Origin of the sequence: uncultured Megasphaera sp. (genome assembly GCF_900539295.1) — a bacterium.
In the GTDB taxonomy this organism is placed as follows: Bacteria; Bacillota; Negativicutes; order Veillonellales; family Megasphaeraceae; genus Megasphaera.
This window is the reverse complement of the sequence record NZ_UQBH01000009.1, coordinates 26,565-41,800: the sequence shown is the minus strand read 5'-3', so window position 1 is coordinate 41,800 and position 15,236 is coordinate 26,565. Positions and strand designations below refer to the sequence as shown.

The following is a 15,236-nucleotide window of genomic DNA, read 5'->3' as shown; positions in this document are numbered from 1 at the left end:
ATGGGATTCATTGAATACTATAATAAGCAGAAGTATGAGTGGAAAACTCGTTTTCTGTAAAAATAATAAATCTCATCACATAAAAAATAGGAGATAAATGAAATCTGTATTGATATTGTGTTAACAACGATATAATTTTATGATATTATAATAAATAATGATAAATGTTTTCGTTAGGGAGTTATAAAAATTTCCAGACGCTGATAGCGACATCATCAATATAGGATTTCTAATACTGGAGGATGTGGTGCTAATGCAACTATGCTCCTAAAAGTTACACTGGGGATTCTCTACGAGTTCTTATACAAGCGTATCAAAATCAAGACGATATTCATGATGTGTGTATTTTTCTTCAGGACGCGTAGGAGGTCATAATAAAACTATATATAGAAAAGAGGATGATGCTATGGGAACACTATATACGACTAGAGAGGCTATCCTGAGACGCGCACAGGAAATTATAGATATTCCTCTGCGGGATATTGATAAGACGGGACGCTTATCCACTGGTAAGGGTGCTATCGGATCTGTTGTTGAGGAGAGCTGGTTTGGTTATAAGCCGAACTCTAATCCTGAACCTGACTTTCCGGAAGCTGGTATAGAACTAAAGGTCACGCCTTATCTGCATGGAAAAAATGGAATTCGTGCCAAGGAACGGCTGGTGTGTAATGTTATTAACTATATGGAAGAACATAGCAAGACTTTCAAGAATAGTTCGTTTTGGTGCAAGTGCAATACTATTCTCCTGATGTCTTATGAACATCTTGTCGGTATGTCTAAGGGCGATTTTCGAATTGATCAGGCTGTTTTATTTTGTTTTCCAGAAGAAGACCTTGTTATTATTGAGCATGATTGGGAGATTATCATGGGAAAAATTCGAGCGGGTCGCGCTCATGAAATCTCAGAAGGTGATACGCTTTACCTAGCTGCTTGTACTAAGGGTTCTGATGCTTCTAGTGTTCGTCAGCAACCGTATTCAGAGATACCTGCAAAACAGCGTGCCTATTCTTTGAAGGCATCATATATGACGCAAATTCTAAAAAAGTATATTTTTGGTAATTCAGAGAGCCCACATATTATCAAATCAGTAGATAATTTACACAATAAAACTTTTGAGGAATATATCATCGATAAAGTCAGGCCTTACTATGGAATGACTCGAGATGAGATCAAAATTAAATTTAATGTTGATAGTAATGCGAAGAACCTTAATGAAATTTTATTGGCACGGATTTTGAATGTTACTGGTCGTATTGCCGATGCTGAAGAGTTTAAAAAAGCAGATATTATTCCGAAAACTATTCGAGTCCAGTGCGATGGTAAGGTCAAAGAAAGTATGTCTTTCCCAGCATTTGATTTTATTAAACTGAGCAAAGAAGAGGTTTGGGAAGAATCTGAACTCTATGATTACCTGTCTCCTAAAAAATTTATGTTTGTCATTTTCCGAGAACAGGATAATGGTGAGTATATATTCGATCGTGTTATGTTTTGGAATATACCTAATTCTGGCCTTGAGGAGGTCCATCGTGTTTGGAAAAAGACTGTTCAAACAATTCGCGATGGCGTAAAATTAGTGCAGACGCCCCGGGGGATTAGTAATAATTTACCGAAACAAGGAGAAAGTGGTGTTGCGCATGTGCGCCCCCATGGAATCGATTCATTTGATAAATTGCCGCTTCCAGATGGTCGCATGATGGTCAAGCAATGTTTTTGGCTGAATAATACATATATCGCAGAGCAGATTAAGGAGGGGTAATGTGTTCATTAAAACATACTCGTACAGATTTGCTGATGAAATACTATCTTCAGACAATTATTGTGATATTAAAAATGAAATTCTTCATATATGTGCTAAATGTCCTCTCCCTGTTTTCCTGGGGAAATCTTCGAAGCAACGTCAAAAGGATGTTGTGCAGCAAATAATGAATACGTATTTTCGACTTTGCTTTGCTCGTCAGGGGTGGGCTGTAGAACCTTTGGCTACGCCAGCTAGTTATGAAGACGTCCTTCGGGCAGATTTTCGAAAGACATTTTCAAGGCATGATAGAGAACGCATTACTGTCCAAATAGAAGTTGAATTTGGTAATATCGCAAGCTCATATAGAAATTATTTTAAATTTCAGCTTTCTTTTTCATATGGGTTAACTGATATATGTGTTCTTATCGTCCCATCTTACCACTTAGCTAATAGAATCGATAGTGGGGTGTCGAATTTCGAAAAGTCTATTCGTGAGATTCCACAAGCAAAACTGTCTATTACTGTACCGATTTATGTAATTGGATTGTTCGATGTAAATGATGATGGTCGCGAAGTTGAGAATTGGAATATTCGTGATTTAGGGATTTCTTTAGATGTTGCTCAAAATAAATGTAGGTCAGTGGGGTCCGAACATGAGAGCTTGGTTTTGTCATATATCTCGATGAATATGAGATAACCTGTTGTAGCGGCAATACCTGAAAAAATCGTTTTTTTCTGTGAATGAGTTTCAATGTTTTTTATAAAAAGAACACTTTCTCGGGATAATAGAGATGTCAAAGCTACTGCTATTCTAGAAACTGTGATTCATATAGAGAAGAAAGTTGATAATTTAGCATATATGAACTGGTTATGGAAATATCTTGATTACTTCAAGATTTTAGTATGGATGAAAAATTATTTTCAATCAATCTAGATATACTCTGGTGATTGTTCAAAAGAGTGAGACATTGGGTGGGCATTTTGTGCCCGCCCAGGTGCATATGTCGGCAAGTATCCTACCGAAATTGAAATTGAGTGTTTCTACATTCATGGGATTACTTAAAGGAAAAATACCTGATGTTCGACCGGTTGGCTAATCTTAAGTATAAATAGGGGAATCTCTATTTCTGGTCAGAAGGATATTGTGTAACTACTGTGGGATGGATGAAAAAATTCGAAATTATATCCAAGACCAAGAAAAGGTAAATATTATGGAGGATAAATTAAGTGTAAAAGAATATGAAGATTCGTTTTAGTCAACGGAGCGGCGATGGGGAAATCCTTTTAGGGCTACGTGATGTATGAAGCGGATAGTGTCTTGAACGAAGTGAAAGCCAACGTCTTGAGACGTTGGCTTTCAGCTAAAACCTTTATTGCTGTTGATTGAGTTATCCATTTTACGGATAGAGGCGACTGATAGCCTTATAACAGGTTTTTGACGGCTTCAGCAATTCGCTTAGCGATGTCCGGATTGTTCATGGTGTAAACGTGGATGCCGTCGACGCCGTTGGCCAGAAGGTCGGCGATTTGATCGACGGCATAGGCGATGCCGATGTCGTACATGGCTTCAGGCTTGTCGCCGTATTTGGCAATGGCACGCTGGAATTTGATGGGCAGGGTAGCGCCGCACATGGCAATCATGTTTTCGATTTGCCGCTTATTGGTGACGGGCATGATGCCGGCTTCGATGGGAACCTTGATGCCGGCGATTTCACAGCGTTCTAGGAAACGGTAAAATACGGTATTGTCGAAAAACATCTGGCTGATGAGTTCACTGGCGCCGGCGTCGACCTTCGTCTTTAAGTTGCGGATATCGGCGGCGACGGTCTTGGCTTCGGCATGGCCTTCGGGGTAGCAGGCACCGGTGATATTGAATTCCGGAGCCCTTTCTTTGATAAAGGCGATGAGGTCGCTGGCGTGCTCGAAGCGGTGAGCTCGTTCCCGTCCCGGCGTTTCGTCGCCGCGGAGAGCCAGGATATTTTCGATTCCCCGGGCTTTCAAATCCTGCAGGGTTTTGAGGGCTTCGGCTTCGGTAAGGTAAATGCAGGGCATATGGGCCGTCGTTTCACAGCCCAATTTTTTTATGTAGGACGCGATTTCTGTCGTACGGTTGCCGCCGCTGCCGCCGGCACCGCAGGTCACGCTGATGAAGTCCGGCCGGATCTTGCTCAGTTCATCGAGCGTCGGATAGACGGTTTCGATGGGAGTATCTCGCTTTGGCGGGAAAACTTCGAACGAAAAGACCGTCTTCTTTGTAAAAAGCTCGTTAGTATGCATACATCAATTTCCCCCTCAGATGATAAGAAGATAAAGGCTGCCTACATAGAGGCAGCCTCTTTTCTGTATCTTTATTATATTGAAGATTGTGTCGTCTGTCTATTAGAAGCTCGGCAAGATCGCACCCTGGTACTTGTCTTCGATGAATTTCTTGACTTCCGGAGACTGGAGAGCTTTGACGAGTTTCTGGATTTCCGGACGGTTTTCGTCGCCGTCACGAACGACGAGGACGTTAGCATACGGGGAATCCTTCGGTTCCAGGAAGAGGGCGTCTTTCAAAGGATTCAGGCCGGCTTCCATAGCGAAGTTGGTGTTGATGAGGGCGATGTCGACGTCGTCGATGGAGCGGGGAATCTGGGCTGCTTCGAGTTCGACGAACTGGAGATTTTTATCGTTCTTTACGACATCCTGGACGGTGGAGGTGATGTTGCCGCCGTCTTTAAGGGTGATGAGACCGGCACTTTGGAGAATGAGGAGAGCACGGCCGCCGTTGGTCGGGTCGTTGGGGATGGCGACTTTCGCGCCGTTTGCAAGATCTTTCAAATCTTTAATTTTGCGGGAGTAAATGCCCATGGGTTCGACATGGATTTTGGCGATGGCTTTTAATTTGGTGCCGTGTTCGCTGTTGAATTTATCGAGGTACGGCGTGTGCTGGAAGAAGTTGGCATCCAGTTCTTTATCATTTAAAGCCAGGTTCGGTTTGACGTAGTCCGTGAATTCGACGACTTTGAGGTCGACCCCTTCTTTGGCCAAGAGCGGTTTGATTTCGTTGAGGATTTCAGCGTGCGGAACGGGAGTTGCGCCGACGGTGACGGTGACATTTTTGTCAGAAGATGCCGTCGTTTGGGAATCGCTGCCGCAGCCGGCAGCTAAGAATGCGACGGCCATGAGAGCCGCAGCGGCAAAGATGGAAAGTTTTTTGAAGTTTTTCATGAGTATGCCTCCTGTTAATATGATAGTCAGACCTTTTTGCTTCGCCATTATCCATGAAAAAAAGCCTCTTCCCGAAAGAGAAAGAGGCTTGGTCTTGATTCTTTATCTCTCGGAATAGTTTCCGCAGGAATTAGCACCGTGTTATCGGTTGCCGGGCTTCATAGGGCCAGTCCCTCCACCGCTCTGGATAAATGTCGTTCAATTGTCTTGTGTAATAGTTTACCATGAATGGGCAATTTGTCAATAAGAAAATACTCGATAATCGGTGTCAATTTAAAATGATACGGTGCGAAAAAATTATCTTTTAAACCGAAGACCTGTTTCGAGGTTCTTCCGTCTTGACAAGGAGCCGTTGCCAGTATATAATCTAAAGCAAATTATAAATGTTGTCGATGAACGAAACGAGTATATCCGATTGTGGCAGCTACAGCGAGCCGATGGCAGTGGAAGTTCGGCGCAGACCGGCGGATAGAATGGATTCGGGAGATGCGGCCTGAACGGTGACCAGTAGGGTGCGACGGTGTATTTCCACCGCTATCAAAGAAACGTGTATCGCCGTGAGGCCGTACATGTAGAGCTGGACTCACTGAGTCAATTTGGGTGGTACCGCGGAAGAAGCTGAACCTTTCGTCCCTTTGTAGGGATGGAAGGTTTTTTTGTTGTCATCAAATAGAAGGAGAGATAGAGATGCTGGAAATGAAGGATGTCAGTTTCAATTACGGTAGCGGTGTTCCCGTATTGGAGCGTGTGAATGTGAAAATCGGTGAAGGCGAGTTCATCGGCCTCGGCGGCCGCAACGGCTGCGGGAAGACGACGGTGACCCGCCTGCTCATGGGGCTGGAAAAGCCTGTATCGGGAGAAATCGTATATAACGGTAAGGTCATAAACGGCGAGGATGCCTCCGTTCGCAGCCATTTTATCGGCTACGTCTTCCAGCGGCCGGAAAGGCAGATGTTTCGGCCGACGGTCCGGGAAGAAGTGGCTTATGGACCGAAGCAGCTGGGCATGAGTGAGTCCGAGATACAAGAAGCTGTCGAGGAAGCCTTGAAGGCGACGCAGTTAACGGACCTTGCCGAATCGTATCCGCCCAACCTTAATCGCGGTGAAAAACAGCGGGTTGCCATCGCCTCGGCCATCGCCATGCATACTCAGTATCTCATCCTCGATGAACCGACGAGTGGTCAGGACAGCGAAGATAAGGAGCAGCTCATGGAACTTTTGAGCGAACTTCATCAAAAGGGCATGACCATCCTCATCATCAGTCATGACATGGATATTTTTGCAGAATACTGTCAGCGGGTCATCGTCATCGGCAATCATACCAAGGCCTTTGACGGGACGCCGGAAGAACTGTTTACGAAACGCCCTGATCTATATGACTTAGGCCTGAGCCGGCCCGACGCCGTTGCCTTGTCCATGGCGGCACCGGATTTCCCTTATTGTAAATCGATGAAAGAATTTACGGCAGCCATGCTGGAAAGAATAGGAGGTACGAAGCAATGATGAAAAATTTTGTTCCTGTTACTAAATTAATCGGTACCTTTGCCTTTTCTTTCTGGGCTCTGGTCATGCATACGCCCCTTCCTTTAGTCGGTTTGGTCGTTATTGAACTCATTCTCTTAGGCCTGTGCGGCAACTTATCGCGCAATATCAAGGCCGTATTCAGCCTGATCATTTTCGCCGTCTTCTTGGCGGTCGTCCAACTCCTCGGCGGGGGATCTATGGAATCGGCTTACGTTACGGGCCTTCGCATGCTGGCTATGACCATCGTTTTCATCATCTTGCTGACGACGACGCGCCTGCAGGATTTGACGGCAGCCCTGGTCAAGCAGATTAAGATCCCTTATGAATACGCCTTCATGTTTACGGCGGCCCTGCGCTTCGTGCCGGACTTCATCGCGGAAAGTCAGGCCGTTCAGGAAGCCCAGGCCTGCCGGGGCCTTTCGACAAAGGGCAATATCTTTAAGAAAGTCATCAACTACATGAGTGTCGTCCAGCCGCTCATGCTGAAATCACTGGGCCGGTCGGAAACGATGGCCCTCAGTTTGGAACTGCGCGGATTTGGCAGTCATGAACACAGTTTTATGAGCAACGTTCAGCCAAAAGGGCGCGATTACATCGTTATTTTTGTCATGTTGGCCTTGAGCTGCGGTATCGTTTATTTGCGGATGCAGGGACTGGTATAGGAGGGGAACTCGATGAAACAAGTAGCAGATATTTCTAAATTAGAATTTCATCACCGTCAGGGCGGTCAGTTCCGCTGGATTACCATTACGACGCTGATGCTGGCCATCGGCACGATCTTGCACCTCGTCTCGCCAAGTGTCGGCGGCGTCACGCCGAACTGGACGATTGCCACGTACTGCGTCGCCATTTGCCTCACCAAGCCCAGCTATAAACAGGCTCTCGGCATCGGTCTCGTCGCAGCTTTGGTCAACGTTCTGACGTCGAAATCGGGCTTTCCCTACGGCAACCTTATCAGTGAACCCGTCGGGGCCCTTACCTGCGCCTTTATCGTCAAGAACTTGGCCTTCATCAAAGTGAAGGGCCATTCCTGCCTGCCCGTCCTGACCGGGTTTGCCGCTACCTGCATGAGCGGCGGTGCCTTTGTCACTATTTTGAAATTCGTCATGGACCTTCCGAACGTCGTCTATTTTACGGCCATGCTGCCATTGGTCGTCGTCATCGGCGCCTTGAATGCTATCGTCACACCGATTATGTATTTTCCGGCTCTGCGCCTCTTCGTATCGCGAGGCATCCTCGATTCTCTCGAAGAACAAGAAGTGGCCTCCGATCACAGCATGTACGACTTGAAGCCCGCTCAAGAAGGCCTCATTTCCATGGAACACCTTTCTTATATCTATAATAAACAGAAGACGCCGGTCCTCGATGATGTCAATCTGACGGTCCGTGAAGGCGACTTTTTGGTCATTACCGGTGAAAGCGGCAGCGGCAAGAGCTCGCTGTGCATGGCCATGACCGGTGCCATTCCGCATTATTTCGGCGGCGTCATGAAGGGCATGGTCTATGTCAACGGCCAAGCGACGACGCAGACGACGATTTCGAAACTCGCAGCCCGCGTCGGAGCCATGCTCGATGATTACGACAGCCAGTTGGTCGCCATGACCGTTGAAGAAGAAATCGCCTTCAGCCTGGAAAACCAGGGCGTTGCTCCGGATAAAATCGATCAGGCCGTCACGGAAGCACTGGAAAAAGTCCACATGCTGCCTTATCGCCAGCGGCCCCTGACCAAGCTGTCCGGCGGCCAGCGTCAGCGTCTGGTCATTGCTGACGTCTTGGCGACTAACCCCGACATCCTGGTCTTTGATGAACCGACGTCGGCCCTGGATCCGGAAGGGACCCACGAGTTCTATGAATTGATTCACGATTTGAATGTAACCTATGGACACACGATCGTCGTCGTCGAACATACGCTGGAAGCAGCCCTGCCTTATGCCAACCGATTGGTTCTCATCGACCACGGTCATATCCTCAGCGACGCTGACGTCGAAACGACTCTGCGTTATATGTACGATCATGATATTTATGCCAGTGCGATTCCCAAGATGTTTGCCTGCCAAATGGATCTTGAAAAAGCCGGCTGCCGCTTCGATGCGCCGTGGCTTTCGGCGGAAACGGCCGTAGCCGCTGTTCAAAAGGGGATCCTGTCATGAAAATCCTCTGTATAGGCGATAGTTTGACTTACGGTTACGATGTGCTTCCGGGAGAGCGGTGGACGACCTTGGTGGCGACAGGCGGCAAGATTCAAATCGATAACCGGGGACAATGCGGTGACACGACGGCCGGCATGGTTTTTCGCCTGCACCAGCTTGATCTCGTCGGCTACGATGCCTTCTTCATCATGGGAGGGTCCAACGATATCCTCCTCGATAAGGATTTTTCCGCCGTCTGCCGCAATATAGAAACCTTGGTTTCGCTGTTAAAATCCCAGGAGGAACCGGTGTATATCGGCATCCCGCCCTTGACTAAACCGGAAAGTGCATACTATGGCTGGCAGGATGCAGGCGATGTGAATCGGCATAATGAGACTCTCCTCCGCTACCGTCAGTGGCTTTTGGATTATAGTTCAAATACGGGCTGCACTATCATCGACTTTTATCAGGCTTTGCAGGATGGCGAAGGAAAATCCGGGAAAAATCTCTATGCGGACGGCGTTCATCCCAATGCCGAAGGGTACGCCGTATTTGCCCAAGAAGCGTTGAAGGTATTTCTGCCAAAGGCGTAAAATCTCGGTCTCCTTTACAATTTCATCCTTCCGTCATAAAAAAATCCCACAGCCTTTCAGGTGTCATGAGAGGTCGTGGGATTTTTGCGTATCTTAATGGTTTACGGTAGGCTGGGTGCCGGCGTACAGTGTCGGATTCTTTCGCGTGTCGAGGTGTACGTCTTCTTTTACGGTGCCGTTCACCTTGTATTTCAAAGTCAGGACTAAGAGTCCGGCGCTGAACATGAACAGGGCCATCAGATAGTAGCCCATAGCGAAGCTTCCCGTTTGGGCCTGGACCCAGGCCATCATATTAGGACCGAACATGCCGCCCAGGTTGCCGCAGGAGTTGATGAGGGCGATGGAGCCGGCAGCGGCCGGACCGGAGAGGAAGGTCGTCGGAATGGTCCACCAGACGCCCATGGAAGCGTGGATGCCGATAGCGGACAGGCAGATGAGAAACAGGGCGACGCCCATGTTATGGGCAAAGGGCGAGAGGCCGAGGCCGACGGCGCCGACGGTGAGGGCCGCGAAGACGTGCCATACTTTGTCGCCGGTGACCGTTGCCGTATGGCCGATGATTAATTGGACGACGAGGGCCGCTGCCATGGGGATGGCGATAGCGCCGCCGATGAGGGACGTCGACCAGCCGGAGAGATTTTTCAGGACTGTCGGCATCCAGAAGTAAAAGCCCCAGAAACCGACGACCCAGAGAAAGTAGATGAAACAGAGCTTTAATACCTTGGCATCGGTAAAGGCCTGAAGAACGGTATACTTTTTCACGTGCTGCATGGCTCGTTGTTCTTGTTCATACATGGTCGTCAGGTATTCTTTTTCAGCGTCTGTCAGCCAATGGACTTGGTCCGGACGGTCCTTGACGGCCAGTAAGAAATAGAAGGCAAAGATGAGGGCCGGAATCGATTCGAGGATGAACAGTTCCTGCCAGCCTAAGAGGCCGAAGAAGGAATGTTCTAAGAGGACGCCGGCGATGGGGGCACCGACGATGGTTGAAAGGAGCAGGGAGGTAAGCATGAGTGACGTCGCCCGGGACCGTTCAGCTGCCGTGAACCAGCGGGGGAATAGGAGAGAATAGATGACCGGATAGAGGCTGGCTTCTGACGCGCCTAAGAGGAAGCGGCAGAGGTAGAATTGCCACTCCGTCGTAACGAAGGCCATACAGAGGCTGACGGCGCCCCAAGTAAACATGATGCGGGCAATCCATTTCGATGCCGAGAATTTCGCGGCAAAGAGGGAACCGGGGATTTCCAGCAGCAGGTAACCGGCAAAGAAGATACCGGCGCCAAAACCGTATACTTCAGGGGACAGCCAGCCCAGGGTCTGGGTCATGGTCAGTTTGGCATAGGAAATATTGACGCGGTCGATGCAGGCAATAATCGAAACGAGAAAGACCGGTAAAATAATGCGCAGATCTCTCCGCCGTTTAAGACTGTCGAAATTGATGTTTTCCATGATGCATTCCTCCTAATGATAAGTTAGATTGTCATAAGATAAACATGAAATAAAAAAACTTCCGCCCCACTAAAGGGACGGAAGTTTTATATCCGCGGTACCACCCGATATTCCTTGCCAAACATGCAAGGCACTTTGTAACGTACTATCATACGCATTTCCTGTAACGTGGATCAGACGGTGCAGTTTACTCATTTCAACTGCAATTCTCAGAGATGATTTTCCAAGCTTCCTCCGGCTGCCGGCTTTCACCATACCCGGCTCGCTGTGTGCTTTTGCAAAGCTGTACTCTTTCTCGTCATCGAATGTCAATATATCGTGTTTAAGTTATGCACCCTATCATAGACCTGTGTAAAAGGTTTGTCAAGGAGAAAGAATGAAAAAATAAGGATATAGGGATTTTTTCAATAAAAAAGGACTATCGAGTGACGATAGTCCTTTGACTTTGGTGGAGATGAGGAGAGTCGAACTCCTGTCCGTAAATGCAGCCCCATGAACTTCTCCGAGCGCAGACCTTGTTAGTATCTTAAACCGTTTTCGTACAAGGACAAACTAGACGATTCCAGCCTGTGAGTTTCCCGACACGGCTGCCAGGCAAAACCATGTGGTATCCCGCTAAGTGACGTCTGCAAACTGCCCGCAGGATTAGCAGCAAGAGACGTTAGCCGCCCTTAGGCAGCTAAAGCAAAATTGTTTTCTTTTGCGTTTAATTTAAAAGGTTCACCGATTTACGGGCAGATGAAACCCCGGCTCGCTATTCATGATACAACCATCCACGTCGAAACCTTTACATCCCCATGGATGTAGAACCCCGACAGAGATTCAAAATAAGTATAACATACATTTTACAAATTGCCAACTGGTCTCCGGCAAGTCTTATGATATAATAGTAGCGATGATGGGGAGAAACACTTTTTATGATAGTGCCTCTCATCGGAAAGACTCGAACCGGAGTCGTAAGAAGGTGTCCTTTTATGTTGTATCTTGTCAAATGGATTTACGCTTGGATTTTGCCCTTAGGCGGCATTGTTTTGGCCTTTATGATCTTGACGGCCTGGCTCTTTCGAAAGAAGCAGGCCGGACGCTGGGCCATGCTGGTCATTACGGCCGTCTTCTACCTGTTATCGACGGAGCCTGTTTCAGACAGCCTCATCCGCCCTTTGGAAATGGCCTATGAACAACCGTCACTGGAAGCCCTCGACGGCGATGTCATCATCGTCCTCGGCGGCGGCTCTCGGGCCGGTGTGCCCGACGTTGACGGGGTAGGGCAAGTCGGAAGCGCGGCGGCCAACCGATTCTTGACGGCCCTTCGCTTGGAAAAAGCCAAGAATCTGCCCATTCTCTTGTCCGGAGGCACCGTCCTTGAAGGCGAGGCCAACGAATCGCATATTGAAAAGCGGATGCTCCTGTCCCTTGGCGTCCCTGACAATCGGATCTTTATGGACGATAAAAGTCGAAATACGGCAGAGAATGCTGCTTTTTCTAAAGAAATTTGCCGTCAGCAGGGCTGGAAGAAGGCTATCGTCGTTACCAGCGCCTTTCATATGCCGCGGGCATCCCGTTTCTTTAGTCGAGAGGGATTGGACTTCATTCCCTATCCGTCTGACTACCGCAGCAATATGAATCCTATTTGGTCGCCTTATACCGTCGTACCGCAATCGGCCTATCTGCTCAATTCTTGCCTGGCCATTAAGGAATACGTCGGTATCGCTGCCGCATCTTTGGGAATGCAATAAATTGGGACGTAAAGCGTCCATGGTATTGCAAAATTCGGCCCGATGTGGCATACTTACATTGTAAGTAGCAAGGCCTTTAAGTTCTTAGAATTATATACAAAAGTTATTTTCGTTTTTAAAAGGAGTGTATCGACAATGATTAAGGTTGGTATTAATGGTTTCGGTCGTATTGGTCGTTTTGTTTTCCGCGCAGCTCAGACTCGCGATGATATTGAAATCGTAGGCATCAACGACCTCGGCCCGGTTGAATACCTGGCATACATGCTCAAATACGACACCATGCATGGTCGCTTCGATGGCACGATTGAAGTTGACGCTAAAAACAGCCAGCTCATCGTCAACGGCAAAAAAATCCGCGTAACGGCTGAAATGGATCCGGCTAACCTCAAATGGGACGAAGTCGGCGCTGAATACGTCGTTGAATCGACCGGTCGTTTCCTCACGATGGACCTCGCTGAAAAACACTTGGCAGCAGGCGCTAAATATGTTGTTCTCTCCGCTCCTTCCAAACAGGGTGAAGACGGCCGTCAGGCAGACATGTTCGTTTGCGGCGTTAACACCGACACATACAAAGGCCAGACAATCGTCTCCAACGCATCTTGCACGACGAACTGCCTGGCTCCTATCGCTAAAGTCCTCAACGATGCTTTCGGCATCAAAGACGGCCTCATGACGACCGTTCACTCCACGACGGCTACTCAGAAAACCGTTGACGGTCCTTCCATGAAAGACTGGCGCGGCGGCCGTGCAGCTGCCGGCAACATCATTCCGTCCAGCACGGGTGCTGCTAAAGCTGTAGGCAAAGTCATTCCTGAATTGAATGGCAAATTGACCGGTATGTCCATGCGTGTTCCGACCCTCGACGTTTCTGTCGTCGACCTCACGGTTAACCTCGCAAAACCGGCTACGTACGATGAAATCTGCGCAGCTATGAAAAAAGCTTCCGAAGGCGAATTGAAAGGCATCCTCGGCTATACGGAAGAAGACGTTGTTTCTTCCGACTTCCTCGGCTGCCCGCTTACATCCATTTTCGATGCTAAAGCCGGTATCGCCCTGACGGATACTTTCGTTAAAGTTGTTTCCTGGTACGACAATGAAATCGGTTACTCCAACAAGGTCCTCAACCTCATTGCCGTAATGAACGATTACAACAGCAAACACTAATTTGTAGCGACGCATTTCCCGACGGGTAAACAGCCTCCCGTTACAAATGAGATTGAAACATCGAAAAGCGCTGAAAGGGGCTGTCGCTGCGGCGACAGCCCCTTTTGTTTTTCTTTACTACAAAAAGGAGTAAAACACTACAATGGCAAACAAAAAACCAGTAATGTTAATCATCATGGATGGTTTTGGCTGCAGCGATATCCAAAAAGATAATGCCGTAGCCCAGGCAGATCTCAAGGTTCTGCCGAAACTTTGGGAAGAATATCCCCATTCTTTCCTCGGTGCTTCTGGTGAAGATGTCGGCTTGCCGGACGGTCAGATCGGGAACTCTGAAGTCGGTCACCTCAATATCGGTGCCGGCCGTATCGTCTATCAGGCCTTGACCAAAATCACGAAAGACATCAAAGAAGGTCCCTTCTTTGAAAAACCGGCTCTGGTCGGCGCTATGGAAAACGCCAAGAAGAATGATTCGGCCCTCCATTTATTGGGCCTCGTATCTCCCGGCGGCGTTCACAGCAGTGAAAAACACCTCTTCGGCCTCCTCGAAATGGCAAAACGCTTCGGCTTGAAAAAAGTCTATGTCCATGCCTTCCTCGACGGCCGCGACGTACTGCCCCGCAGCGCCGGTGAATTCTTGAAGGAACTGGAAGATAAATGCGCAGAACTCGGCGTCGGCGAAATCGCCACCATCAGCGGCCGTTATTACGCCATGGACCGCGATAAACGCTGGGAACGCGTTGAAAAAGCTTACGATGCCGTAGCCTTGGCAGAAGGACCGCAGGAACCAGATGCAGCCACGTGCTTGAAACATTCTTATGAAGCCGACGTTTCCGATGAATTCGTCGTTCCGACGGTCATTCGTAAACACCCCGTTGAAGATGGGGACAGCGTTGTCTTCTTTAACTTCCGCCCCGACCGGGCTCGTCAGCTGACGACGGCTTTCGTCGTTCCTGACTTTGCTGAATTCCCGCGTCCGAAGAAATTGGACGTTTACTTTGCAACCATGACCCGCTACGAAGATGACCTTCCGGCCCATGTCGTATACGACAAAGAACGGATCCCCCATACCTTGGGCGAAGTCTTGGCTAAAGCCGGCAAGACCCAGCTTCGCATCGCTGAAACGGAAAAATACGCTCATGTTACGTATTTCTTCAATGGCGGCGAAGAAGAACCGAACCAGGGCGAAGACCGCATTTTAGTACCGTCTCCGAAGGTCGCAACCTATGACCTGCAGCCGGAAATGAATGCACCTATCGTTACGGAAAAGGTTATCGAACAGATTAAAGCTGATAAATACGACATGATCATGCTCAACTTTGCCAACGCCGACATGGTAGGTCATACGGGCGTCTTTGAAGCAGCTGTCAAAGCCGTTGAAACGGTCGATACCTGCGTCGGCAAGATCGTCGAAGCTCTCCGTGCCGTCGATGGACAGCTGCTCATCATTGCGGACCACGGCAATGCGGAAAAAATGGCTGATCCCGAAACGGGCAGCCCTTATACGGCTCATACGACAAATCATGTACCGTGCATCTTGGTCAGTGAAGAACACAAAAATGATCATCTCCACGACGGCATCTTAGCCGATGTCGCTCCGACGATGCTGACCCTGGCCGGCATGGATATTCCCAGTGAAATGACAGGCAAGAGCCTGATCGATCAGTGATGATCTCCGTCGTTCTGCCGCATTTCG

At 48.3% G+C, this 15,236-nt stretch carries 12 protein-coding genes, 1 other RNA gene, 1 pseudogene, 1 riboswitch and 1 other annotated feature; of the genes and pseudogenes, 10 read left to right on the top strand and 4 right to left on the bottom strand.

All coding sequences use genetic code 11. The annotated features are described in order from the left end of the window. Window positions 1-406: 406 nt before the first annotated feature. The 3 genes and pseudogenes from QZQ46_RS04445 (at window position 407) to QZQ46_RS04435 (ending at window position 2,994) form a co-directional block, all read left to right on the top strand. Window positions 407-1,756, top strand: a complete 1,350-nt coding sequence (locus QZQ46_RS04445) for a Sau3AI family type II restriction endonuclease (protein WP_296827198.1) — start codon at window positions 407-409, stop codon at window positions 1,754-1,756. A gap of 1 nt (window position 1,757) precedes the next feature. Then, a complete protein-coding gene (locus QZQ46_RS04440) occupies window positions 1,758-2,435 on the top strand; it encodes a BglII/BstYI family type II restriction endonuclease (protein WP_296827197.1) in 678 nt (225 codons plus the stop codon). 181 nt (window positions 2,436-2,616) lie between these two features. Beyond that, window positions 2,617-2,994 (top strand): annotated as a pseudogene (locus tag QZQ46_RS04435) (transposase). A gap of 166 nt (window positions 2,995-3,160) precedes the next feature. Here the strand turns inward: QZQ46_RS04435 and metF are convergent. Next, the gene (gene metF / locus QZQ46_RS04430; protein WP_296827196.1) at window positions 3,161-4,015 is read right to left on the bottom strand and encodes a methylenetetrahydrofolate reductase [NAD(P)H]; all 855 of its coding nucleotides are present in this window, start codon (window positions 4,013-4,015) and stop codon (window positions 3,161-3,163) included. 102 nt (window positions 4,016-4,117) lie between these two features. Continuing rightward, window positions 4,118-4,948, bottom strand: coding sequence for a MetQ/NlpA family ABC transporter substrate-binding protein (locus tag QZQ46_RS04425; protein WP_296827194.1), 831 nt, complete (start codon window positions 4,946-4,948; stop codon window positions 4,118-4,120). 99 nt (window positions 4,949-5,047) lie between these two features. Continuing rightward, window positions 5,048-5,142: riboswitch (SAM riboswitch) on the bottom strand. A gap of 493 nt (window positions 5,143-5,635) precedes the next feature. Between QZQ46_RS04425 and QZQ46_RS04420 the strand changes: the two genes are divergently transcribed. From QZQ46_RS04420 to QZQ46_RS04405, 4 genes are read left to right on the top strand one after another with little or no spacing between them, the layout of a single operon-like run. Continuing rightward, window positions 5,636-6,451 carry an energy-coupling factor ABC transporter ATP-binding protein gene (locus QZQ46_RS04420; protein ID WP_296827191.1) on the top strand — a complete coding sequence of 272 codons (816 nt, stop codon included), beginning with the start codon at window positions 5,636-5,638 and terminating at the stop codon, window positions 6,449-6,451. Continuing rightward, complete coding sequence (locus QZQ46_RS04415; protein ID WP_296827264.1) at window positions 6,451-7,134, top strand: energy-coupling factor transporter transmembrane protein EcfT; 684 nt, start codon at window positions 6,451-6,453, stop codon at window positions 7,132-7,134. The genes QZQ46_RS04420 and QZQ46_RS04415 overlap by 1 nt, the downstream gene beginning before the upstream one ends. Before the next feature lie 12 nt (window positions 7,135-7,146). Next, window positions 7,147-8,622, top strand: a complete 1,476-nt coding sequence (locus tag QZQ46_RS04410) for a tryptophan transporter (RefSeq protein ID WP_296827189.1) — start codon at window positions 7,147-7,149, stop codon at window positions 8,620-8,622. Continuing rightward, entirely contained in the window at window positions 8,619-9,194 is a 576-nt protein-coding gene (locus QZQ46_RS04405; RefSeq protein ID WP_296827187.1) for a GDSL-type esterase/lipase family protein, read from the top strand. Before QZQ46_RS04410 ends, QZQ46_RS04405 begins: the two co-directional genes overlap by 4 nt. A gap of 93 nt (window positions 9,195-9,287) precedes the next feature. On the opposite strand, the gene QZQ46_RS04400 is transcribed toward QZQ46_RS04405, so the two are convergent. Both QZQ46_RS04400 and ssrA read right to left on the bottom strand, forming a co-directional pair. After that, entirely contained in the window at window positions 9,288-10,643 is a 1,356-nt protein-coding gene (locus QZQ46_RS04400; protein ID WP_296827185.1) for an MFS transporter, read from the bottom strand. A gap of 70 nt (window positions 10,644-10,713) precedes the next feature. After that, window positions 10,714-10,954 (bottom strand) — a binding site (T-box leader). Between the two features lie 135 nt (window positions 10,955-11,089). Further along, window positions 11,090-11,440, bottom strand: a transfer-messenger RNA (tmRNA) gene (gene ssrA, locus QZQ46_RS04395). Window positions 11,441-11,617: 177 nt separating this feature from the next. On the opposite strand from ssrA, the gene QZQ46_RS04390 reads away from it, so the two are divergent. From QZQ46_RS04390 to gpmI, 3 genes are all read left to right on the top strand, one after another. After that, a complete protein-coding gene (locus tag QZQ46_RS04390) occupies window positions 11,618-12,379 on the top strand; it encodes a YdcF family protein (protein ID WP_296827183.1) in 762 nt (253 codons plus the stop codon). 135 nt (window positions 12,380-12,514) lie between these two features. Then, a complete protein-coding gene (gene gap / locus QZQ46_RS04385; protein ID WP_044505124.1) occupies window positions 12,515-13,543 on the top strand; it encodes a type I glyceraldehyde-3-phosphate dehydrogenase in 1,029 nt (342 codons plus the stop codon). A 142-nt stretch (window positions 13,544-13,685) separates the two neighbouring features. Then, window positions 13,686-15,209 carry a 2,3-bisphosphoglycerate-independent phosphoglycerate mutase gene (gpmI, locus tag QZQ46_RS04380; protein ID WP_296827181.1) on the top strand — a complete coding sequence of 508 codons (1,524 nt, stop codon included), beginning with the start codon at window positions 13,686-13,688 and terminating at the stop codon, window positions 15,207-15,209. Window positions 15,210-15,236: the final 27 nt, after the last annotated feature.

What these genes read in the sequence shown, in the direction of transcription:
- QZQ46_RS04445 (WP_296827198.1), top strand. Translation starts at nt 407, where the DNA reads ATGGGAACACTATATACGACTAGAGAGGCTATCCTGAGACGCGCACAG.
- metF (WP_296827196.1), bottom strand. Translation starts at nt 4,015, where the DNA reads ATGCATACTAACGAGCTTTTTACAAAGAAGACGGTCTTTTCGTTCGAA.
- QZQ46_RS04425 (WP_296827194.1), bottom strand. Translation starts at nt 4,948, where the DNA reads ATGAAAAACTTCAAAAAACTTTCCATCTTTGCCGCTGCGGCTCTCATG.
- QZQ46_RS04420 (WP_296827191.1), top strand. Translation starts at nt 5,636, where the DNA reads ATGCTGGAAATGAAGGATGTCAGTTTCAATTACGGTAGCGGTGTTCCC.
- QZQ46_RS04415 (WP_296827264.1), top strand. Translation starts at nt 6,451, where the DNA reads ATGAAAAATTTTGTTCCTGTTACTAAATTAATCGGTACCTTTGCCTTT.
- QZQ46_RS04410 (WP_296827189.1), top strand. Translation starts at nt 7,147, where the DNA reads ATGAAACAAGTAGCAGATATTTCTAAATTAGAATTTCATCACCGTCAG.
- QZQ46_RS04405 (WP_296827187.1), top strand. Translation starts at nt 8,619, where the DNA reads ATGAAAATCCTCTGTATAGGCGATAGTTTGACTTACGGTTACGATGTG.
- QZQ46_RS04400 (WP_296827185.1), bottom strand. Translation starts at nt 10,643, where the DNA reads ATGGAAAACATCAATTTCGACAGTCTTAAACGGCGGAGAGATCTGCGC.
- QZQ46_RS04390 (WP_296827183.1), top strand. Translation starts at nt 11,618, where the DNA reads ATGTTGTATCTTGTCAAATGGATTTACGCTTGGATTTTGCCCTTAGGC.
- gap (WP_044505124.1), top strand. Translation starts at nt 12,515, where the DNA reads ATGATTAAGGTTGGTATTAATGGTTTCGGTCGTATTGGTCGTTTTGTT.
- gpmI (WP_296827181.1), top strand. Translation starts at nt 13,686, where the DNA reads ATGGCAAACAAAAAACCAGTAATGTTAATCATCATGGATGGTTTTGGC.